14 protein-coding genes and 1 pseudogene are annotated in these 22,941 nt (G+C 68.8%); 8 read left to right on the top strand and 7 right to left on the bottom strand.

All coding sequences use genetic code 11. The annotated features are described in order from the left end of the window. Positions 1-125 precede the first annotated feature (125 nt). Positions 126-548: a DUF2813 domain-containing protein gene (locus PUR56_RS10995; RefSeq protein ID WP_329948748.1), complete on the bottom strand. Its 423-nt coding sequence runs from the start codon at positions 546-548 to the stop codon at positions 126-128. A gap of 264 nt (positions 549-812) precedes the next feature. Here PUR56_RS10995 and PUR56_RS10990 point away from each other — a divergent pair, with 264 nt between their 5' ends. Both PUR56_RS10990 and PUR56_RS10985 read left to right on the top strand, forming a co-directional pair. After that, complete coding sequence (locus tag PUR56_RS10990; protein WP_329948747.1) at positions 813-1,964, top strand: exonuclease SbcCD subunit D; 1,152 nt, start codon at positions 813-815, stop codon at positions 1,962-1,964. Next, a complete protein-coding gene (locus tag PUR56_RS10985) occupies positions 1,964-4,969 on the top strand; it encodes an SMC family ATPase (RefSeq protein ID WP_329948746.1) in 3,006 nt (1,001 codons plus the stop codon). Before PUR56_RS10990 ends, PUR56_RS10985 begins: the two co-directional genes overlap by 1 nt. Before the next feature lie 267 nt (positions 4,970-5,236). Here PUR56_RS10985 and PUR56_RS10980 read toward each other — a convergent pair whose 3' ends face one another. After that, complete coding sequence (locus tag PUR56_RS10980) at positions 5,237-5,527, bottom strand: hypothetical protein (RefSeq protein WP_329948745.1); 291 nt, start codon at positions 5,525-5,527, stop codon at positions 5,237-5,239. A 594-nt stretch (positions 5,528-6,121) separates the two neighbouring features. On the opposite strand from PUR56_RS10980, the gene PUR56_RS10975 reads away from it, so the two are divergent. Together PUR56_RS10975 and PUR56_RS10970 are read left to right on the top strand one after the other, a co-directional pair. Continuing rightward, positions 6,122-6,904, top strand: a complete 783-nt coding sequence (locus PUR56_RS10975; protein WP_329948744.1) for a DUF5677 domain-containing protein — start codon at positions 6,122-6,124, stop codon at positions 6,902-6,904. A 244-nt stretch (positions 6,905-7,148) separates the two neighbouring features. Then, positions 7,149-8,846: an SIR2 family protein gene (locus PUR56_RS10970; RefSeq protein ID WP_329948743.1), complete on the top strand. Its 1,698-nt coding sequence runs from the start codon at positions 7,149-7,151 to the stop codon at positions 8,844-8,846. A gap of 312 nt (positions 8,847-9,158) precedes the next feature. Here the strand turns inward: PUR56_RS10970 and PUR56_RS10965 are convergent, their stop codons facing one another. From PUR56_RS10965 to PUR56_RS10950, 4 genes are all read right to left on the bottom strand, one after another. Continuing rightward, a complete protein-coding gene (locus PUR56_RS10965) occupies positions 9,159-11,609 on the bottom strand; it encodes a helicase associated domain-containing protein (protein ID WP_443034474.1) in 2,451 nt (816 codons plus the stop codon). 251 nt (positions 11,610-11,860) lie between these two features. Next, positions 11,861-12,874, bottom strand: a complete 1,014-nt coding sequence (locus PUR56_RS10960; protein ID WP_329948741.1) for an ATP-binding protein — start codon at positions 12,872-12,874, stop codon at positions 11,861-11,863. Next, positions 12,871-15,123, bottom strand: coding sequence for a transposase (locus tag PUR56_RS10955; protein ID WP_329948740.1), 2,253 nt, complete (start codon positions 15,121-15,123; stop codon positions 12,871-12,873). Before PUR56_RS10955 ends, PUR56_RS10960 begins: the two co-directional genes overlap by 4 nt. Continuing rightward, the gene (locus PUR56_RS10950) at positions 15,120-15,755 is read right to left on the bottom strand and encodes a TnsA-like heteromeric transposase endonuclease subunit (RefSeq protein ID WP_329948739.1); all 636 of its coding nucleotides are present in this window, start codon (positions 15,753-15,755) and stop codon (positions 15,120-15,122) included. The genes PUR56_RS10955 and PUR56_RS10950 overlap by 4 nt, the downstream gene beginning before the upstream one ends. A 214-nt stretch (positions 15,756-15,969) precedes the next feature. On the opposite strand from PUR56_RS10950, the pseudogene PUR56_RS10945 reads away from it, so the two are divergent. From PUR56_RS10945 to PUR56_RS10930, 4 genes and pseudogenes are all read left to right on the top strand, one after another. Continuing rightward, positions 15,970-16,141 (top strand): annotated as a pseudogene (locus tag PUR56_RS10945) (IS5/IS1182 family transposase); the annotation flags it as partial. 180 nt (positions 16,142-16,321) lie between these two features. Beyond that, positions 16,322-17,302: a serine/threonine protein kinase gene (locus PUR56_RS10940; RefSeq protein ID WP_329948738.1), complete on the top strand. Its 981-nt coding sequence runs from the start codon at positions 16,322-16,324 to the stop codon at positions 17,300-17,302. A gap of 39 nt (positions 17,303-17,341) precedes the next feature. Then, positions 17,342-17,929 (top strand): ABC-three component system middle component 2, encoded by a 588-nt coding sequence (locus tag PUR56_RS10935; RefSeq protein WP_329948737.1) that lies wholly within the window; start codon positions 17,342-17,344, stop codon positions 17,927-17,929. A gap of 5 nt (positions 17,930-17,934) precedes the next feature. Beyond that, positions 17,935-19,962: a DNA recombination protein RecN gene (locus tag PUR56_RS10930; protein WP_329948736.1), complete on the top strand. Its 2,028-nt coding sequence runs from the start codon at positions 17,935-17,937 to the stop codon at positions 19,960-19,962. A 31-nt stretch (positions 19,963-19,993) separates the two neighbouring features. Here PUR56_RS10930 and PUR56_RS10925 read toward each other — a convergent pair whose 3' ends face one another. Beyond that, complete coding sequence (locus PUR56_RS10925; RefSeq protein WP_329948735.1) at positions 19,994-22,543, bottom strand: DEAD/DEAH box helicase; 2,550 nt, start codon at positions 22,541-22,543, stop codon at positions 19,994-19,996. Between the last annotated feature and the right edge of the window lie 398 nt (positions 22,544-22,941).

The following is a 22,941-nucleotide window of genomic DNA, read 5'->3' as shown; positions in this document are numbered from 1 at the left end:
CTGCACGAACTCCTCGGCATGCCCACCGACGAGGCGTCCGTCAACATCACCCGCAGCCGCCTCGGACGCCTCACTCGCCAAGGCTTCCTCACCCAACCCGGACGAGGCCGCTACCAGAAACGGACTTAACGTCCACTCAGAGCGGGGACCAGGAGCTGTTCCAGCGAGTGGAGGCGCTCGTCGTCGGGCTGGGCGCCCCAAATCTCGAGCCTGGCCGACTGGTCGACCGACGCGTGCCGACGCACCTCGACCTGCGCCGGAAGGTCGAACTGCTCCTGCTCCCACTCGTCCAGAGTGAAACGGCCGGTCACACTGGTGCTCTCGCAGCGCACAGGCGGCGAGGCCTGCTCGCCGTCGCTGCCGACGCTCTGGTAGGTGCGGTCGTCGTCGGTGAGAACGTGCTCGCCCACCAGGAACGCGAGCGCATCGAGCACAGCGCTCTTGCCGCCGTCGTTGTGCCCCGCCAGGATGGTCGGCCGGCTCACGGGAATGTCCGCCACGTCGGTGAGCGAGCGGAAGCCGCTCACACTGAAGCTGTCCAGGTGCACTGCGCTCGTCCCGCTCCACTTCGCTCGCCCGGCCGCGGGTCCTCGCGACCCATCACACCACCAACTGCCCGCAGGGGGAGTGGTGTCAGAGCACAACATCCTAGAACGTCCGCCCCACCCGCATTGTCCGCCCCGGATGCCGCATGATCCAAACCAGCCCGAAAATGACAGAAGTTGACGCCTTTTATCGAACTTCTGCGCCGAATTACTCTGACATGAACGTCAGTTCGTGTGACTGGTGAGTAGGCGCTACGGTCGCAGCCCATGAGGATCCTGCACACCTCGGACTGGCACCTGGGCCGCTCCTTCCACCGCGAACCCCTCCTCGCAGCCCAGCGCCTCTTCATCGAGAACCTGATCGACGTGGTACGACACGAACATGTGGACGTCGTAGCCGTCGCAGGCGACATCTACGACCGGGCGATCCCTCCGCTGGAGGCCATCGACCTGTTCCAGAGGGTCCTCACGCAACTTGCCGAGCTGAAGATCCCCCTCGTCATGATCAGCGGGAACCACGACTCGCCCCGCCGACTCGGCGTGAACTCCCGACTGATCGAACACGCCGGCATCCACCTGCGCACCGACCCCCACGACGTGGCCCGCCCCGTACTGCTCCAGGACGAGTACGGCCACGTCGCCTTCTACGGTCTGCCCTACCTCGAGCCCGCCCTGGTACGAGAGAGCCTCGACGCCCCCGCCACCAGCCACCAGGCAGTCCTGGGCACAGCGATGGACCGGGTCCGAGAAGACCTCGCCACCCGGCCGGGTACCCGCGCGGTCGTCCTGGCCCATGCCTTCGTCACCGGCGCGGAGCCCAGCGCCAGCGAGCGCGACATCACCGTCGGCGGCGTCGCGAACGTCTCCGCAGCCCTGTTCGACGGAGTGGACTACGTGGCCCTCGGCCACCTGCACCGCAGCCAGCAGATCAGCGACCGCATCCGCTACAGCGGATCGCCGCTGCCCTACTCGTTCACCGAGGCCGGGCATCCCAAGAGCATGTGGCTCGTCGACCTGAACGGCGACGGCGCCGTGACCGCCCGCACCATCCCCTGCCCCGAGCCCTACCGCCTCGCCCGCCTCCAGGGCGATCTGGAAGACCTCCTGACGCAGGACAAGCACGCCGACCTCGAACAAGCCTGGCTCCACGTCACCCTGACCGACACCAGCCGCCCCCACATGGCCATGGAGCGCCTGCGCCAGCGCTTCCCGCACGTCCTCAAGCTCACCCATGCCGCCACCGGCCCCTCCGCCGACGACCTGCCCTCGCGCGAACGCATGGAAAGCCTCACCGACCACGAGATCGCCCTGGACTTCCTGCATCACGTCACCCACACCGACGCCACCGAACCCGAACGGGACCTGCTGCGCCGCGGCATCGAACACGTCCGCGTCACCGCCCAGGGGGAGACACTCTGATGCGCCTGCACACCATGACCGTCACCGCATTCGGACCGTTCGCCCGCACCGAGAACGTCGACTTCGACCAGCTGTTCAGCGCAGGCGTCTTCCTCCTCAAAGGCGTCACCGGCGCCGGCAAGACCAGCGTGCTCGACGCGGTGTGCTTCGCCCTGTACGGCTCGGTCCCCGGCCACCGGCCCACCACCAGACTGCGCAGCGACCACGCCCCTGACACCCTGCGAACCCGCGTGGAACTGCAGTTCAGCGTCTCCAGTCGCCGCTTCAAGATCGCCCGAACCCCGGTGCAGAACTACCGCAGCACCCGCGCCAAGGACGGCACCGCCACCGCCCAAGCCACCGCACAGCTGCACGAACGAATCACCCGCCCGGACGGCAGTACCGGCTGGGAGCCGGTCAGCGCCCACGTCCAGGAAGCCAGCACCCAGATCACTACACTCCTCGGCCTGACCAAAGAGCAGTTCTGCCAGGTAGTCCTGCTCCCGCAGGGTGACTTCGCCAAGTTCCTGCACGCCAGCGCAGGCGACCGACGCGCACTGCTGAGCCACCTGTTCACCACCCACAGGTTCCAGGACCTGCAGACCTGGCTGGCCACCCAGAGGAACACCCTCAGAAACGACCTCCAGCAGGCACAGGCAACCATCGACCGGCTCGGCGGCCGCATCGAACAGGCGGCAGGACCCCAGCTCTCCGAGGCGACACCGCCACCCAGCGCACCCAACGGCACCAACCTGCTGCCCTGGGCACACGACCTCCTCACCCGCGCCTCGGCCGCCCACGACACCGCCCGGGCCGCCGAGGCATCGACCGACCAGGCCCACAAGGCAGCCAAGGCAGCCCTCGCCGCTGCCGACGACCTCGCCGGCCGCCAGCAGCGCCACAGCGAGGCCGTCACCCGCCGTACCACCCTGGACCAGAACCGCGCACACAACCAGCAACTGCGTACCCGCCTGGAACACGCCCACAGCGCCGAACACCTGCGCCCGTTGCTGGCCGCCGTACGGGCCGGAGCCAGCCAGCTCACCGCCGCCCAGGAAACCGAAAGTGAACGTCGCAGACTCCTGGACACCGCCCACACGAACGCGACCACCCCCGAGCTGGAACAAGCCCACCAAGAGCTGCACACCACCCTCGGGCGCCTCGAAGCGCTGCGTCCCCGCGAAGAGCGCCACACCAAACTCGCCCACCAACTCGCCACGCTGGAAGAGAAGGAAAATCTCGCCCAGGAGGAACTGGACGACGCCCAGAACTGGCTCGACAGCTGGCCCGAGTCCCGCGCCACCGCCACCGACCGCATCACCGCGCTGCGCAGCGCCGCCGAACGGGTACCCCAGCTGGCGAAAGAGGAGAACGCACTCGCGCAGCAGCTGGAGATGGCTGAGACCCGCGATGCACTGGCCACCGAACTTGAAAAGGCGACCAAGGCCGCAGACAAGCGCGACGTCCAGGCTCGAGCCGCTCAGAAGACGTGGCTGGACCTGCGCGAGCAGCGGCTGAACGGCATGGCGGCCGAACTGGCCCGCGACCTGCAAGACGGTCAGCCGTGCACGGTGTGCGGGTCCCCCGAACACCCCCGCCCCGCGCAGCCCTCCGCACAGCAGCCGACCCGCGCGGACGAGGAGAAGGCCGCCCAAGCCTACGAGAAGGCCCAGAAGCTCCAAGAAGCCGCCGACCAGGCCCGCACCGACCTCGCCACCCGGCATGCCCAGGCGATGGGCGCCGCCGGCAGTGAACCCGTCACCCAGCTGCGCACACGGCTGGAGCAAGCACACACCGTGCACACCACGGTCCAGCATGAGGCCGCCGAACTCGTCGAGGCCCAGCAGAACCTGGAAGATCTGCAAGCCGAACATGACCGGCAGGACCAGCAGCGCACCAGGGCCCAGCAACAGGTCACCGAATCCCAGAGCCGGGCCGCGACACTGCGCCAGGAACAGCAGCAGATCATTCGCGAACTCGACGGAGCCCGCGCCGACGCCCCCACACTGGAACACCGGATCACTGCGCTGACCGAAGACAGGGACCGTGTCGCCGACGTCATCGAGCACGCCCGGCGCACCACGGCGGCGGCCACCCGCTACACCGACGCCACCGCGACAGCCCACGACAGCGCCGCCAAGGCCGGGTTCCCCACCCTCGAAGAGGCCACCGACGCCCTCCAACCTGCCCCCACCATCCAGCAATGGCAGATGGAACTCGACCAGTGGGACAAGGACGGCGCCGCTGTCGCTGACCTCCTGACCACCCCGGAACTCGTCGATGCCTCCCAACTGCCCCCCGCCGACCCAGCCGCGGCACAGGCGGCAGTGACAGCGGCGGAGACAGCCGTCAAGGCCGCCACCAAGAGCACCTATGAGGCTCACACCCGCGCCACCGAACTCCGCAGCCTGACGGGCGAACTAGCCCCCGCCGTAGAGACGTTGGAGCGCCTGCGTGCCGACCATGCCCTGGCCGACCGCCTGGCCGAGGTCGCCAACGGCCGCAGCACCGCCAACACCCTCAGCATGGAACTCGAGGCATACGTCCTCGCCAGCCGCCTCAAGGAGATCGCTGCCGCGGCCAACACCCGCCTGCTGAACATGACCTCCGAACGCTTCCTGCTGGTCTACAGCCAGGACAAGGACCCTGGAAAGGGCCGCGCCAAGGCAGGTCTGAGCCTGCGCATCCTCGACAACTGGACCGGACTGGAACGCGAGACCTCCACCCTCTCCGGAGGAGAGACCTTCACCACCTCCCTGGCCCTCGCACTCGGCCTGGCCGACATCGTCACCGGAGAAGCAGGCGGACGCCCCCTAGGCGTGCTGTTCGTCGACGAGGGCTTCGGCAGCCTGGACGAACAGAGCCTCACGGACGTCATGGACGTCCTCGACCAACTTCGCGCAGGTGACCGCGCAGTGGGCGTGGTCAGCCACGTCGGAGACCTCAGCGACCGCATCCCCACCCAACTGCACATCCGCAAGGAACGCAACGGCTCGACCGTGCAGCCTGTGCTCGCCGACGCCTAGGCCAACACACTTGCCCCGCTTCAGACACCACCGATGCCCGGTCGGTGCCTCCACCACTATCCGAGCGAGACGGTGCCCCACCAACCTGCGGTCGGGACTCGGCAGTCAGGTGGCCGCGCCAGCCCGACGGCCTGCAGGTCACGCTGCAAGAGGCGGGCGCAACAGTCGCCCGGAAGGGGTGACAGGCACCCTTGAGAGGCAGTCCCGCCGCCTGCGCCGCCTGCGCCACGCCCACGCCGAGCTCACCGCAGCCGCCGACCCACACTTCTACGCTGGCCCGATGAGCAGCGACAGCACCGCCGCCGCTGACCTCGCGGACGCCCTGGACGACTTCACCGAGCGGACCGCCACCCCGACACCACCCGCGACAGCCGGCTGAACGTCGCCGATCCGCACGGCCCCCAGCAGCGCACCGTCCAGGCCCCGGCCCACGTCGCCGACCGGATCACCGCTCTGCTGCGCGCCGAGCTCGACCAGGACCAGGACCAGGCACGCGACGACGGCGACGACCAGGGCGACGACCTCGGCGACACCAGCGAGTGGCTGGGCTGACCCCACCCGCTCAGCGGACCGACCACACCGGACACCCCGGGGCGTGCCGCGACCACACGATCACGTCCCCACCCTCACGCGCCTCCCGGCTGCGCACGACCGCACAGCAGCCCCCAGCAGCCACCGGGACGCCCTCCCAGCTCTCCCCGGTCCCGACGGCGCCGCCCATCCACGGCGGTGCCGTACCGGACCCCGCAGGAGCCGGCACCGGCCACGCCGGGATACCCTCCGGTACCGCCCTCAGCATCAGCAGATCGACGGGCAGAGCAAGGACCCGTGCACGACTACGACGCTCAGACATTGCCGACACCCTGCGCGCCCCGGCCGCCCCGTTGCGCTCGCGACACGTCGCCCCGGCCCCATCGGGCACCCGCGGCGGTGAAACGGCGCGCTACCAGGCCCAGCAGGGGCTTCCCCACCGCGCCGTACGGTCGGTCGTGTCCACTCGACCCCGAACCCCGCACAGTGAAGAGAAGCGTGTGACCATCGGGCCCGCCAGCCTAGTCCGGCCACCCTGCCCGTCCCCGGCCAGCCGCACCTGACTGCGGCGACCGCGATATTCGGTGGGTCCTGCGCGGGGGAGCGCCATAGGCTCCGTGGGTGGCATACCAGTTCGGCGATAATCCCGCCTGCGTCAAGCGCTCCCGCAAGATCACCAAGCTCCTCATCGACGAAGCCGCAGAGGTGGCGGCCTCCGGACCGGCGGTACTCCTGGAGGATGTGGGCTATGCCCACCAGTTGCTCGGCTGGTGGGTGTTCGTGAACCGGCAAGCGGACGTGCTGATGCGCTCCTACGACTCCGGATTCACGGTCGAGGCGGCTGGCCTGATGCGCAGCCTCATCGAGCACGCCCACTTCATGGAATGGCTCGCCGAGCACAAGACCGAGGGTATGTGGGCTTTGGAGGCCGCCGAGTGGGGGCGGCGTAAGAAGCTGATCGAGGACATGGCGCGGATCGGCTGGGAGATCCCCGACGAAATCAAGATCGGGGACAAACCGGTCTTCAACTTCCCCGACTTGGCGGTCGAGCGGCGCCACCGGACGCTCCTGGGCCAGGCCACCAACGTCTCCAACCTTGTCGAGGCGCGCAGCCTCAAGAATCTCTACCCGGTCTACCGCTACCTGTCGTCCCACTCGCACGCATCCCTGCAGACCGGCGAGGCGTTCGTGCAACGAGACCACGGCGAGCAGCGTGCCCTGTATGCGACGGGCAAGGTCTCCGTCGACGCGAACCGGGTGTGGATCCCCGTCTGCCTCTACCTCGCGGGTACCGCGGTCAGCAAGTTCCTCGTCGGCGATCCGATGAAGAAGCACCTGGAGAAGGCCGCGAAGGACGTTGGCTTCGGAGTACGTCTCGCCGAGCGGGTTCCCGTACGGGTCTGAGGCCGACTTATGCCGGAGGAGAGAAATCGGCATCAGTCGGCGGTGTGGATATCTCTTCCCACTTTTCGTCACTTTGACGTAAAGTGGGGATGGGAGGCAGCCAGGACCGGTTGTCTCGATCTTTGCGTGCCCAGGAGGCGTGCTGTGGAAGACCGGCTGACGGAACCTCATGCGAACCTCGCCTTCGGCCTGAAGGCCGTACCCGGTGGGTACGCGGTACTACTCGGCGCCGGCGCCTTCCGGCATGCTCTCTGCCTGGGGTGTCCAGAACGACCTGATCCTCCAGCTCGCCGCCGTCGAAGGTGCCGAGGTCCCCGAGACCGACGACGGTCCCTTCGAGTGGTACGAGACCCGCTTTGGCCAGCTGCCTGCCTACGACGCACTCCTGGCCGGCTTGGCCAAGACCCAGAGCGAACGCCAGGCCCTGCTGCGCTCCTACTTCGAGCCCGACGAGGCCGAGCGGGAGCAGGGCCTCAAGCGGCCCACCGACGCGCACCGTGCCCTCGCCCGGCTGGTCGCCTCCGGACACATCAGGGTGATCATCACCCTGAACTTCGACCACCTGATCGAGCACGCGCTGCGCGATGTCGGCCTCAACCCGACCGTCATCAGCAAGCCCTCCGATCTGGCAGGGATGCTCCCTCTGCACGCCCAGCGCCAGGGTGTGGTCGTCCACCTCCACGGCGACTACCTCGACCCCGCCAGCATGCGCAACACTCCCGAGGAACTCCGCGAGTACGAGCCGGAAGTGAACCGCTTCCTCGACCAGGTCTTCGACGAGTACGGCCTCATCATCGCCGGCTGGTCCGCCACCTACGACCCCGCCCTGTGCGACGCCCTCAAACGCTGCGCCACGCGCCGCTTCGCCACCTACTGGGCCGACCCCTTCCCTCTGTCCACCATCGCCACCGCCGTCCTCAACCAGCGCCAGGCCACCTACATCAAGGCCGACGCCGACAGCTTTCTCGGCCAGACCGCCGACGCCGTCACCGTCCTCAGCGAAACCAACCGCCGCAATCCCAACAGCATCGCCATCGCCGTGGCCACCGCCAAGCGCGAACTCGGCGGCGACCGCCCCGCCATCAACCTCCACGACGCCCTACGTCGCGAAACCGCCCGCATCACCAACCACTCGCTGCGCTCGGAAAGTTCGGACGTCCCGGCGATGGACGTGGAAGATGAGCACCAGCGTCGGCTGACGCAGTGGGAGTCCACGACCGAGACGCTCCTTGCCCTGGTCGCCGTCACCGCCTACTGGGGCACCGACGCCACCGACCGGTACTGGTTCCGCGACATTGAGCGCCTCGCCGATATCCAACCGCAGACCGGATCGGTGGCGCTCAACGACCTCCATCGCGCACCCGCCACCATGCTGCTCTACAGCGCCGGCGTCGCCGCCGTGGCCGCCGAACGCTGGCCGCTGGTTGCCCGCCTGCTCACCGTCCCCCGAGCTAAGCAATTCCGGCCCATCAACGCCGAGAAGTCGGCCGCAGTACTCCTCGGCCCGCAGACCACCATGGGCCTCCACGACTCGGCGTCCCGCCTCCACCACCACCTGAAACCCATTCTCACCGACCATCTGGTCATCAGCGGCACCGCCTATACCGAGGCATGGGAGCGGTTCGAGTACCTGCGCCTCATCGTTCAGCAGGACAGCGACAAGGCGATCGAGAAGCCGTACTTGCGGGTCACCGGAACCCGCGGCGCCTACCGCCCACTGGCCTCCTACTGGCTTACCCGCGAGTTCGGCCTTGAGAGCGATTCGCACCTCTCGCACCCCCTGGAGATCTCCGGCCTGCTCGACGCTGACCTTGCCCCCGACCGTGTCATCGCAGCCCAGCAGGGAGTGGACAACTTCATCAGCCAGTGGGTCGACCAGATCAACTCGACCACGGGCCAATTCATCCGCTCTGGGCCGTTCTACCCGAACGACTACCACTGACGTCCGGCGGCGTCGGCCGACCCCGCACCCTCGCGGGATCGGCCGACGCCGTCTTCGCATGGTGCTACGCCCACTCCACGCCGTGCTCGGCGAGCTGCTGTCCGGGGGTGTTTTTTCTGATCAGAGTGTGGGGGTGTGACCTGGGCTGATCAGTTTGGGTCTGGGGCGTGGTCCCGGGGTGGTGTTGGGTGTGGTGTTTGTCTGCCGGGCTGATCTGGTCGCTGAGCTGTGGGTTTGCTGGTTCGGGGTCTGCTGGTCAGGTGGTTTGGGTGTTGGTCAGGTTCGCTGGTCGTTGGTAGGTCGGTGGCTGGATCACCTCTTTTCCGGGCTGTCTGTCGGGCGTCGCCGTTTTGTGCCTTCGGTGATGCCGATGGCGGTGAGGAGTTCTCGCTGGCCGGGGTGGAGCTGGTCGTAGACGCCGCGCTGGCTTTTGACCCAGTAGCCCAAGGCGCTGCCTTGGGCTACGAGGATGCGGCGGGCGGGGTCCCAGGGCAGGCAGGCATGGACGTGATCGCGGGCACGGTAGTAGCTGCGCTGCCACTGCATGTCCCAGGGAGGGTTCCACCACGGGTCGAGGTCAGCGAGAACCTGAGCGTGGGCCGGGGGCGGAGCGCCGTGGCGAGAGCGGGTCTTGGCGCGGCGGCGTTGTTCGGCGAGCCAGCGGCCGAGAGGGAAACCGCTGTCGGTGAGGTGGTCACTGGGGACGGCGAGATGATCGTGCTCCGTGGCCCACCGGCGGGCATGGGTGAGTGCATGATCGCGCCGGGCCCGTGCGTCGCCGAGTTTCTCGGGGTGCGCTGCGCGATCAAGGGCGGTAGGTGGCCCGATGACGGGAACAGGGACGACCGGGACGGGCAGTGCGACGCCGGGGAGGACACCCGCCGCAGTGATACCAATGCCTGCGAGGAGGTGCTGCTGGCTGGGATGGAGCTCCTTCCACAGCCGCTGCTGCGCCTTCAGCCAGGCCCGCGCGGACTCGCTCATGACCGACCAGTACACCGACGGGTCGCTACCGCCCACGAGGTGAGCCTGCCGGCGTGCGTGGTGGTAGTCGCGTTGCCACCTCAGGTGCCAGGGTGGTCGCCACCAGGGGTCGATCGCGGCGAGCGCCTCGGCGCGCTCGGCCGATATCTTCCCGAGGCCTGCCCGGCCCCGCTGGCCGACGAGCCACCTGCCGAGCGGGTATCCGTCGTGGACGGTGGAGGTGTGGACCTCGGCGAGGGAGCCGTGTTCGGCCGCCCAGGCGCGGGCATGGGCGAGGGCTTCCTCGGCTGCGGCCCGGATGTTGTGACGCCGGGGTCGGGCGATGGCCGCCGCCACGCTGTCGATGCCCAACTCGCCCAGCAACCTCCGCTGTTCGGGATGCAACTGCGGGTAGCGGGTGCACTGCAAGTGGAGCCATTCGCCGAGGCTGATGTCGGTGCCGGGAAAGCCGGCCGCCGCGTCGAGCGGTCCGTGGGCCTGGGTGTGGGTTTTGGCCCGGTGCCAGGTGCGCTGCCACTGGGTGGGCCACGGGGCGTTCCACCATGGGTCGAGTGCGTGCAGGGCCGTGCTGCGCCACAGCGGCATGCCAAGGTGATGGGAACGCTGGTTGGACATCCAATCGCCCAGGGGGAACCCGTCCTGGACGGTGTCCTTGCGGGTGGCCAGATGCCCGTTGGCGGCTGCGTAGTCGCGGGCGTGGGCCAGGCCGGTGGTGAAGGAGCGGTCGCCTTTGCGGCTGTGGCCACGTCGATGCTTGCTTGCGGACTGTCCTTCGGTGTTCCCGCCGCGGGCCCGGCGGTCGTGGTCGGCGAGGTCTTCTGCCAGATGGCGAGGGCGGTGGCCGGAGTGGACCTCCCACAGTCCCAGTTTCAGGGGTGCCGCCCCGTATCCGGCTTCCCCGGTCGAGGCCTTGTGCGCCCAGGTGAACAGTGGGCCGAGCGTGAGGGGGGAGAGGCGGTCCGCGATCCAGGGCCGACCGAGGCGTTCGGTGAGTTCGCCGATGAGTGAGGGGAGGTTGCCAAGGCGATAGGGCAGGTGGCCGCCTGCGTCGGCGATCAGACGCCGCCGTACCCCTGGGTCGGCCAGCACGGCGGCGACCGTGACCGTCTCCGGATAGGCGACCAGATCCCGGGCCAGCACCCGCCACCTGCCTGCCGCTTCCTCGGCTGGCCGGGTCGCCTCCAGCCGTGCCGGCCACAGCGTCTCCTCGGGCCACCCCAGGCTCCACCACCAGGCCGTGACCGCCCGCGCGGTCTCGAATGCCTCCTGGCCGATGGGGGAGCCGCGCAGTAGCCGTTGATGGCGGCGCTGCGCCAAGACAACTTCGGGCTGCGAGGCCAGGCCCACCAGAAGACCGCCGGTGCCCGGCACGGCCATCGACCAGTACCGGTGCCGGCCGCAGACCTGCCGGTGCGGGGCCAGGTACACCCGGGCGCCATCGCGGCGGCCTGTCCGGACCGCGACGCAGCCCGGGCAGGCAGGGCCCCACCCCACGACCTTGTCGACACCCGCCGTCAGCATCGCCGTCGGGCCAGGGGCATACAAGGGGCGTGGCTCCTCCTGCGCCCAAGCGGGCAGGGCCCGACGCAGGCTTTCCTCCGGAATCTGGCTGAGTACGGAGAGCCGGGCGCGCGCGGCGGCGTTCAGGTAGACCTCGCTGTCCGGCCGAACCGATCCGAGCAGGTTCTGCAGGCGATCGACCTCGACCAGCGCGGCCAGCAGGCTTCGCGTGTCCACGTGGTACCGGGCCGCGACCCGGCCCACGAACGACAGCGTCATCTCCCTGTGCAGTGGTGCGACCCGCACCACGCCGCCCGGCCCCAGAGGCTTGGCGACTCCACTGCTCCGCCGTGCACGGCCCATCTCCTGCTACCCCCTCAACAACCTCACATCGCAAGCTCCCACCAGCCCCTGCCCGGCTACCTGTTGTCACGGGCCCGCCCCGCAACCCGATACTCCCCGCCGCCCGGGACCCTGCGCACAGCGCCGCCGCGCCTTCCGCCCGCCGACGCGGGAAGGAGGCGGCCGGTTCACGTCATGGGACGTCGCCTTGGCCGTGCGTCGGCCTCGGCGGTGGCGTCGAGCTCGACTTCGTCGAGCAGCTTCTTGGTGATCTTCTCGGTGCCTTCGGTGAGAGCGATCAAGGCGGCTTCCCGCACCAGTTGGGACAGGCTGCCGATCCGTCCACCGGTGCGGGTGTGGAGGTAGGCGGCGTGCCGGACGAGAGTGCCCGGTCTGTGGGCGCGCAGCCGCAGCAGGTCTTCCATGCCTTGCAGCAGGGCATGCCAGGTCTGCTGATCCGCGGCCGTCCCGTACGCGAGCGGACGGTTACGGAAGATCTTGAACCGGCCGGCGATCTGAGCGCCCCGAACCCCGGTCAGCAGGGGAGAGGTCTCGATGTCGACGGCGGAGTACACGAACGTCGCCGGGATGCGCTCGCCGAGGTACTTGAGCTGGTCGGAGGTCTCAGCACCGGAACGCCGCCGGGTGTCGAGCAAATGGACATCGTCGATCAGCACCAACTGCGTTCCCAGCTCGCACAGGGTGTCGCACACCGCGTTGGTAATGTCCGTCTGGTTGAGCCGCTCGGACAACGGCATGCCCAGGAACCGGGCGAACTCGCTGACCAGCATCTTCGGAGTGGCCGCCGGCGGCACGCTGATGAACAGCACAGGCCTGCGCCCGGTCCGGCCCGGATGCTGGCGTGCGTCGGAGAGCTGGAAGGAACGGCCGAGGGCCATCAAGGTGGTGGTCTTGCCGGTCGTGGCCGGCCCGGAGACGATCAGTCCTCGCCGCGCGCCCGCCTGCTGGCAGCGGTTCACCAGCAGCAGCCGCCGGACCTGGGTGAAGACCCGTTCCATCGCCGGGGTGAGCATCACCGCCAGCTCCGAATGGTAGGCCTCCCGCTCGGCCTGGCCCCAAGCGTCGTCACCGATCTCCCCGGCCTGCGCCGGCGGCCTGTGCACGAAGCGGTCCCAGCCCTGCCACGTGGTCGCCGCGGCGAACGTCGCCGACCCATCCCCGCCCCCACGCAAGCCCTTCACCAGCGCATCGCCTCCTTCAATGGGTCGTAGACCTTCATCGCTCCCACCGGCTGCCACGGCTCGCCCTCTTCGTCCTCCCGCGAGCCTGTGACCGCAGCGCCGGCCGACAGCACCGCATCCCGTACGTCCTCCCCCTGGGCGTCCGCTTCGTCCTCATCGTCGAAGGGGTTACCGCTCTCGTAGAGCACACCGTCCACCCCGCCGTCGCCAGGACGAGACAAACCCACCTCCCACGGCAACCGCACACCGACGCCCGGCTCCTCCAGCGACCTGTCCGCCCCTCCACAGGCCACGGCCGAACCCGCACCCGCAGCGCTTGCCGCCCCGGCCCGGGCGGCGACGATCCGCTCGCGCGGGCTGCCCAGCCCAGCCCCCGTGCGCTCCAACAACTCCCGCAGGGCGAGCGCCAAGTCGTGCTCGTGCTGCACCCTGTCACCACGCCGGGCGACAGTGCCTCTGACGTACTGCCAAGTGAAATCGGTGAACGGAGCCCGCACCAGAGAGTGGTGGATCCACGGGACCGTCACCCACTCGTAGCCCCGCGGCACATCCGCTTTCGGCAGCCGCACCCACACCTGGCCGGGGGAGTGCGGGTTGTAATGGATCTCCCACAACCCGTCGGCGGCCGTCGAGCGCTGCTCCCGATAGGGGTTGAGCACCCTGTGGTCATAGGTGCGGTAGTCGATGCGGATGCCGTAGTCGTTGATCTTCTGCCGAACCAGCGGCATCAGCTCGATGTAGTCATCCTGCCCGAGCGGCACCGGAACGTGCCCGCAGACGGCCACCAGCGCGGCCCACATCTCGTTCGGGGACAACGCGGTCCGCGGCATCATCGGGTGCCGCAACCCGTCGTGCTCGCGCACCTGCCAGCCACAGACGATCCACTCCTGCAAGAGCTCGTCCAGCTGGCGCAGCGTCCACACCGCCTCGCCCTCCGGGCCCTGCCCCCGCCGGGTGACATCGGATCCGGTGTAGCCAGCCACGTACTGGGAGAACAGCGTGCCGATCGATCCGAAGGCCCGCTCCACGTGCCCCTTCGCGGGACCGTTCGCTGGCGGTGTGGGCTGCATCGTGATGCCGAGCGACTCGCACGCGGCCACGAACGAAGCCGAGACGAACACGTTGTCCTGGTCGACCACGACGGTCCGTGGCGTGATGACCGGCCGGGCCGCGGCTCCCTTCAACCGCTCGTCCGCGCTCACCAGCCGTTCGTACGGGATGACCGACTGCTCCATCGAGGAGGCCTCGGGCCAGTGCGGCCGCAGGGCAGCGGGGACCAGCATCTGGGCGAGCAGGACGGCCGCATCGACGCTGCGTGTCCCCTTCGGGCGCAGGACGGCCGCGCAGATGCTGCGGGTCGCCACGTCCAGCGCGATGGTCAGCTCGGCCCGCTCCTCCACCCCGTTGTCCAGGACAGTGAAGACGTCCAGCAGGGTGCTGTCCATCATCACTAGCTCGCCCGGCGCCATCACCACAGTGGGTGTGAACGGGGGAGTGGGCCGCGCCGACCGCCACCGGTGTTGCCGGCGCGATCCCACCAACCCGGTCCCGTCGCCGAGAGCGTGGAGGAGCCGGTTGAACGTGGACACCGACGGCACCGGCACCACGCCCTCCCCGAACCGCTGCACCAGCAGCCGCTCCGTATAGACCCGAAGCCGCCCCAACGTCCCGCGCGAGCGACCCCGGTTCTCCTCCAGCACCTCCACCACCGCACCCACCAGCCGCTCGTCCGCACGCCCCAGCACCGACCGCGACCGCACCGCCCGCCCGTCCACCAGCCCCCACAACCCCCCATCCCGGTATCGCGCCCGCATCCGCCGCACCGTCACCGCACTCGCCGCCACCCCCGACGCCGTCAGCTCCGCCGCCTTCGCCGCCTCCCGCTGCGCCAGCGTCCTCGAAGCCGGGTCGTACTCACTCCGCGCAGCACCGCCGTCCCCCTCACGGCCGGGCCGACCGGTCTCCACCTCACGGACATGCCGCTCCCAGGCCAGCGCACGCTCCCGCACCGCGGCAGGCAGCGCCTCCCACAACCCCCACGGCAACAGCCGCGGCACCCCAGGCCCGTCCAGGACCTCGAAGGCAGGGTCCGCGAACAGCAACGACAGCAAAACAGCCACCACCTCGCCGCCCTCCTCGGCCATCAGCCGCACCCCACCCCCGCCCACGGCCGCCACCGTCCACACCCGCCGCTCGAACCGCACCCGGCAGCCCAACACCACCACCGGCCCCCGCTGCGCCCCGCTCACGCGCTCTCCGTCCACACCGGCATCCGTTCGTGCATTGGCACCCGCAGGTCGGCAGACAGGCTCCCCGACCACAGGGCGTGGAACACCGCCGGCATCACCGAGATCGGATCCCCGACCTCGGCCACCCCCTCCCACAGGGGCCGCCGCCGGGCGAACGCCTCCCGCACCGCCCTGGCCAGCTCCCGTCCGCCGCCATACCGGGGGTGCCGGTACCCGGCCAGCCAGGTCACATTGCGCTGGTAGACCAGATCCACCGGGCCCAGTACCCAGTACTGCCACCCCACCGACCGGCAAAGCTGCCCGACCACGGCAGAGACCTCCCGCTGCCGGGCCGAGAGCTGAGGCCTGGAGGAGCAATCGGCCAGCACCCCGGTGCCATCACCCAGGCGGACCATCAACTGCGGCAGATGCGAATGGTCCTGTCGTTCGTCCCGCCACCGAAGCTCGACAGGACGGCCGGCCAGTCCGCTGACTCTTCTGTCGCGGTCAAGGAGCATCACGTGCAGTCGCATCGCCGCCGACCCGAACGCAACGTGTCGGCCTGTCGTCGAAGACCACCACCATCCCGGCGCCAGCCGCTTGCCGCGGCGAACAGGGAACGACTGCAGCACAGGGCACTGCTCGAACTTCACGTCGGCGGCGGCCTCCGGCCACCGCATGCACTCCACAGCACCCGAAGGACCGCGAAACCACGCATCAGTCCAATTCCCGTCCTCGCCGACCACGACCCCACCCAAGCTCGTCTTCAGCAGGTACCGGACTGCTTCGCACGTTTCGATAACGTCCGGGGACGAGATGCGGTACCTGGGCGTCGAAGCTGCCGTTCGGACCGACGAACGGGCCAGCGGCCGGGCGGGTGGTCGGCTGCCGGGATTCGACAAGAAACGCAACGCCGTCGAACGGGCGAACCAACAAGCTGAAGACCTTCCGCGCGGTCGCGACCAAATTCCACAAGTGCGGCTACGACTACCTCGGCACCGTCACCGCAGCCGCACTCGTCATCTGGCTCCGCCCATGATCGCCAGGACACTTCCCAACCCCGAACCGATGTGCCAGCCTGATGCCACCGTGCAGCGCGGCACCAGCCGGCTGGTGAACCTCTTGATCGGTTGAATCCCGAACGATACGATCACGGCCTTTACTGTGCGTCGTGCGTTGGACACCGTCGGGTCAGCAGCCAGTCGAGTGTCGTCTGACCGTGGGGGTGACCGTGACAGGGCACGCGGTAGCCGTTGCAGCCGGCGTTCCGCCGATCAGCTTCGCGACTCACCAGCTGCGGACCGGCGGCGCGGGCGGCGCGCGCGAAGACTTCGAGACGATGATCGCCGAGCTGGCCGCTGCCACCAAGCCCGGCGTCCGCATGATCGCCGCCAACCCTGGGGACTGGGGAGTCGACGCCTTCGCCGGCAACCTGGGCGGCGCGATCGCAGTGTGGCAGTCCAAATACTTCTTCCCGGTCACTGCGGCTGGCCATCAACGGACGATCCGGGAATCGTTCGCATCCGTCCTCAAGGCGGCAAAGGCGCAGGGACACACGGTGGAAATATGGGTGCTGTGCATCCCCTCCAGCATGGATGGGCCCACCACGAAGTGGTGGGATCGCTGGAAGAAGCAGCAAGAGAAGGCTCATGAGCTCGTCATCGAACTGTGGGACGAGACCGCGCTGAGGGTGGCCCTTCACACCCCCGAAGGGGACCAGGTCCGCCGCGCGTACTACGAGCCCTTCACCCCCGCACCGCAGCAGGAGCAGCTACGGCTCGTGCTGGAAGTCGAGGAGGAAGAGGCGGCCGCGCTCGACTCCGCGCTCTTCGTTCGGCAAATGGCCGAGGCCGGCCATGTCGAGCTCGACTCCGCGAAGCGCCAGTTCTTCAACGCCGACCTCGTCGCCCGCGAGATCGCTCACAAGGCGGTCCCCGCCGAGATCGCCGCCCTCAGCTCCGCCGACGCAACCCTGCACGGCCTGTGGGAGATGCAGTTCAACGACTGCACCACCGAGGGAACCCTCCCCGCCCTCCACGGCAGAGTCTGGCGCGAAGTGCGCAGCGAGCACGAACGCCTTCCCAAGGTCCTGCGCCTGGAGGTCGTCCACGCCTGGGGCCTGGTCCACCGCCTCGTAGACAATCGCAAGGCCGGCTGGGTCAAACACTGGCGTGACATCGCCGCCCAACAGAACGCCTGACACCCGGCCAGCACCCGCACACACGAGAGGAGCGAGTCCATGCAAACCCACCGGCCGGTCATCATGCCGGAGGACGAGGTCCAGTTCCGACTCGCACAGCTTCTCCTGCTCCTCGACGCCGTAGCCGACCACGAACTGCACGGCGCCAGCCTGGAGCGCATCGGGTACTACGACTTCCTCTCGGCCAACCCGTTTCTCGTCGTACCGTCCGACGACCGCGATGCCGGGAGACTGCGCCTCGCCGGCTTCGACCCCCAAGTCCTGGCCTACGCCTCCTCCTCCCAGCGGTTCACCAGCCGCCGCGAGCGCATCCAGCACGACCTGTCCCTGCTGGTCGCCTACGGCTGCTGCCAGGTCAGCAACCACGAGAAGGCCCTCGGCTACGCGATCACCGACGCAGGGCGCACCCTGAGCACCCGCTTCACCGCCACCTACGCGACCGCGTTCAGCACCGCAGCCGGGATCGTCGTCCGTCGCCTACGCAGGCTCAGCGACAAAGCCCTACGCGAACAAACTGTGCAGTGGCTGCGCCCGGCGGGGCACAACGGTCCTGCGGCAGCCCTCCTGGGCGTCCTCGGCGCAGGGCCGGAACCCTCCTTCGACTTCGACACCCCCCGGGGAGAGTGAACGCCGTGCAGACCACGCAGGGCATCCGAGTCCGCCGGTTGCGCCTTGCCGGCATCGACCGGACCTACGACGTCGACTTCACCGTTGACGGCCGGGTCCGGAACCTCGCGGTGGTGGCTGGCGCCTTCAGCTCCGGAAAGACCGCTGTGCTGGAGTTCATCGCCTATGGCCTCGGCGCCAAGCGTCACCCCAGACACCAGGAAGTCCTCCGCAAGGTCCGCTCCTGCCTCCTGGAAGTCGAACTCTCCGGCGAGCCGCACGTCATCGAGCGATCAGTCGGAGAACCCTCCAAGATCGCATACATCCGGCGCGGGACCATCGACCCCCCTGGGCCAGCTCCCACGGAACCCAGGCGCCTGGACCCTCCGGGCTCCCCGGAGAGCCTCTCCGCCCTGCTCCTGAGCCACTGCAACCTCGAGGGCGTCCAACTTCGAGAAGCTCCCACCCAAAGCGAGTCCCGCACCGACCCGCTCAGCTTCCGCGACCTCATGTGGCTCGCCTTCCTGCCCAACGAACGCGTCGCCGACAAGAACTTCCTCTTCGAGAACGACCGCATGCGCAAGCACAAGCTGCGCCAGGTCGTCGACGTCGTCTTCGGGGTCCATGACGACCGCGCCGTCGAACTCGGCAACCGCATCCAGGCCCTCGAGTCCCGCTTCAACCAGGCCAAGAGCGATCTGTCCGCTGCCCGCACCTTCGTCGCTGAACAGGACCCCAGCGCCCTCGAGAACAGCCCGGCGGCCAGCAATCCCGTCGAGCAGGAGCTGGCAGACATTGCCATCCAGTTGACCCAGATCGACCAGCAAGCCCGCGCCGCCACCGACTTCGCCGCCCGGCTGCGCCGCAACCACCAAGAGGCCGCGAAGGAAGCCCGCCGTGCTGCCGCGGTGGTGCGCGACCGCGAAACCCAGCTTGCCCGCATGATGCCGTTGCGCGCCCAGTACGCAGACGACCTCCTCAAACTCGGCATGCTCGACCAGGCCAAGCAACTGTTCGACCCCCTGCGCGTCACCACCTGCCCAGCCTGCCTGAGCCAACTGCCAACCCCGCCGGCTGCAGTGGCCGGCCACTGCAGCTTCTGCCACCACGAGCTGCGCCTAGCCGACGGCGAACTGACACTGGGCGACGCAGCCCAGCTCAGCGCGCGGCAGGAAGGCCAGCTCGACGTCGCAGCAGAGATTCGTTCAACCAAGGCCCGCCTCAAGGAGATCACCGCCTACATCGAGGACCTCGACTCCTCCCTCGCGGGCCTGAAGCTGCAGGCCGAAGATGCACGCCTGCAGGAAGAACAGACCGCAGCTGCCCTCGATGAAGCCACAGCCCCGGCAGTGTCCACATACCTCACGGCCCGCGACGACCTGCATCGCCAGCGCGAACACGCACTGCACCGCCTGGAGCAGTCCCGCAGCACCGCCAAGCTCCAGGAAGGCATCGCCAAGCGCACTGCCGCCGTGAGCCGGCTGGAAGGACAGCTCACGATGCTCCGGGAAGAACTGCGCGCTCTCGGCGACGCCACCCGCGATCGTGACTTGGTCATTGGCCGTGTTAGCGCTCGCTATGGGGAACTGCTCAGGGCGTGGCAGTACCCCAAGATCAGCTTGCCGCGTATTGGTGAGGACCTCACCCCTTTCGTCCGCGGCGAGTCCTATCACGAGGCATCATCCGGGGCGCGAACCCTCCTGACGTTGGCCTGGCAACTAGCCGTATTCGAGATTGCCGTCGAGAGCGGCGCAGCCCACCCGGGTTTCCTCATGATCGACAGTCCGCAGAAGAACCTCGGCCACGGAGGCAAGCTCGACGCGGTGATCGCCGACGCTGTCAGCATCGGGGACTTCTACCAGCACCTCAGCACCTGGCTCGCCGACCGCGGATCCAGCGCGCAGCTCATCGTGGCCGACAACAGCCCCCCGCCTTCAGTGGAGAATCACGTCGTGGTTCGCTACAGCCGCAGCGAGGACCGCCCCCCCTACGGCTTGATTGACGACGAGACCGAAAGCTCGGAGGCCCAGGCGTCTGCTGAACCAATCAGCTGAGGACTGAGCACGTGACCACCCGCCATGCGTCCTAAACTGCCCACTCGACACCGAGGGCAGCAAGCTGTCCGAGCTGCTCCGCCGTGAGCTTAGCCCGCCTAGCTTTGGTGTTGTTCGCCCATGCGCCCAAAGACAAGCCGTCGGGGCTCTTGTAGGTACGGGCTGGGCGGGCGTGCCCGTGCTCCCGGACGAACTCCGCCAGGGCAGCCAGGTGCACTTGGAACCGGTCCGCCCGCGAAGCTTTGGGCTTCGCCTCGGCGGCGGCCTTCGCGGCCGCCAGCTCCGGGTCGGCCTCGATGCCGATCGCCGTCAGCAGGTCGCGTCGGTCCTCCTCCAGGTCGGGCCAGCCAGCCCGCTGCGCCTGGACCCAGCGGCCGAGCTGCTCGCCCTCGTACACCGTGTCCAGCGGCAACCGCGGCCAGTCGACCAGGCCGTCGGTGTCCAGCCACCACAGCCGGGCGGTCGCGTAGGCACGCTGCCAGGTGACCGGCCACACCGGGCACCACCACGGGTCGATCTCCTCCAGCGCCCGCCGCCGCTCCGGCGCCAGCGCCCCCTGCTCGCCCGCCGGCACCTGCGCCGCGGCCCGCAGCTCCGACAACCAGGTGCCGATCGCGTAGCCGCCGACCGACGCCCGCGCCGGCGCCGCCAACGACCCGCCGTGGCCCTTCGCCCACACCCGCGCCCAGTCGAGACCGGCCTCGAACCGCGCGTCCGACACGGACCAGATCATGCCGAGCGCGTCCAGCATCTCCACCCGGTATGACGCCAGTTCTCCGGCCGCATTCTCCCCGCGCCGGTCCGACAGCCACTTTCCAAGCGGGTAATTCCTGTTCTCCCCGACCATCGCGGAATAGGGGACGTCGAGGCCGCCGGTCTCCTCGAACCATTTCCGTGCGTGACCGATCCCCTCGCGCCACAGCTGCGTCTCGCCGACCAGGACCCTGGAGGCGATGAAAAGGGCGAGCACGTTCTCGTCCACCGGCGTCTGGAACCGCACCGGCAGCGTGAACGCCCCCGACCCACCACCCGCACCAACCATGCTCTCACCAGGGCCAGAAGCAGCCTCGGCGCTGCGCCCCTTGGTGCGCTTCCCGGACTTCTGCGGCACCGCGAGAGCCTCGACCACCTTGGCATCGTGGCTGCGCAGTGCGGTCAGGATCTTGACCAGGGGCCCGTAGGAATCGGACTCCAGGATGTCCCCGGGCTCCTCTCCGGGCTTGAGGAAAACCGGTACGATCAGGCTGGCAGTCTTTCCCTCACCGGGCTGCATGCGTAGGGCCCGTCCGATTGCCTGGACGATATCCACCATGCTGCCCCTGCCCTGGAGAAGCACCGAATCTGCATTCGGCATATCAACGCCCTCACCCAGGACCTTGCAGTTACTGAAAATCCGGTACCTGAGTCCGTCGTCCTCCTCGCCCTTCCCGAAATCTCCGATGAGCTCCTTCCGGTAGTCGACATCGTGTTCACCGGAGAGCCACTGCGCCCAGAACTCCGGCGGGTATTTCTGCGGATTCTCGAAATGCAGCTTCTCGACCGTCTGATTCAGCGTCTCCGAGAAATACCGCACCTCGATCGTGCGGCTGTGGAACGTGATGCAGCGTCGGAGGTCCCGCTCCACCACGGTCTTGACCAACCCGGCCTGGATCGCCGCGATCCGCGCGGCCGGCACCTCGTCCTCACTCCCGTCCTCGGCCTCGCCGACCCCCGGCCCCCACGGCACGCCCTGCGCCTCGGCCGCGGCCCGGTCGCCGAGCGGGTCGCGCAGCTCCAGGACCACGATCTCGAACGGGGCCAACAACCTCCTGTCGATCGCCTCCGCCAGGCCCAGGGAGTACACGTGCGGGCCGTAGATCCGCTGGTCGTCCATCGACACCGCCAGCTCCTCCGGCAGCGGCTGATAGGCGCCTTCGCGGCCCTTCACGGGGCGCTTGGGCGGCGCCCAGATCCGCGGGGTCGCCGTCATGTAGAGCCGCCTGTCCGCGGGGATGGCGGCCTGGTCGTGGACCACGGTCCAGGTCTTCTCGACACTGCCGGAGGAGCGGTGCGCCTCGTCGCAGACCATCAGGCCCAGTGGGGGCAGCAGCTCGCCCTGGCGCTCGGCCCAGTACTCGTAGGCGTCGGCGACCGCGCCCACGGACGTGTAGGTGGCGAACAGGGTGATAGGCCGGCGGTGCTTCGCGGCGTTCGCCAGCCACATGCCGATCATCAGCGGGCTGGTGCTCGCCATCACCCCGAACGGCAGCTCCGAGTCGACCAGCGAGCAGATGGCGTGCATGTCCCCGGAGCGCCCGGCCGCCCGCCAGGCGCCGACCATCTGCACCAGGAGGTCCAGCGTGGGCACGACCACCAGCACCGTCCCGCGCGGGACGAGCTTCTGGCCGGCCGCCGCACCGACGTAGCTCTTGCCGGAGCCGGTGGCCATCTGCACCGTCACCCGCAGCCCGTTCGGCGCCTGGTATCCCGGACGGGGCGTCAGGCCCCGCACGATGGCCTCCAGCACCTCCTCCTGGTGCCCGCGCAGTGAGATGCCGGCAGCGGACTGAGTGGCCTTCAAGCCAGGCTTTACGACGTTCACGAAGACGTTCCCCTCACCCATTCCCGGACCCACACCAGGGACCACACGGGAAATTCTGACAGTGCCCTACTGATACATTCGACGGACGGCCCGAGAATCGAGGCGACCGGAAACAGTGCGCGCGACAGAAGCGACTATCCGGCAGGATATCAGTCCCCGGTCACGAATTCCGGCGAACGCCCGAAAAGCATGGATCCGGACCCCACTTCCGGCGGGATCACCTGACGCCTGAAGACTGATACACCGGAGACCGTTGCTCACCCTTCGAGGGTAGCGCACCCCGACCCGCCGCGAGACCCAAACAGAGGTCTAGACCGTGGACTAGACCAATCTGGCAGGAGTGAAGCCGACCCGCACGCGCCCCCCGGCGCCCACCCCTCCCCCTAGTCAGCCTGTTG

The sequence above is a fragment of the Streptomyces sp. BE303 genome, assembly GCF_036290945.1.
Lineage (GTDB): Bacteria > Actinomycetota > Actinomycetes > Streptomycetales > Streptomycetaceae > Kitasatospora.
This window is presented reverse-complemented; position numbering and strand designations above follow the sequence as displayed.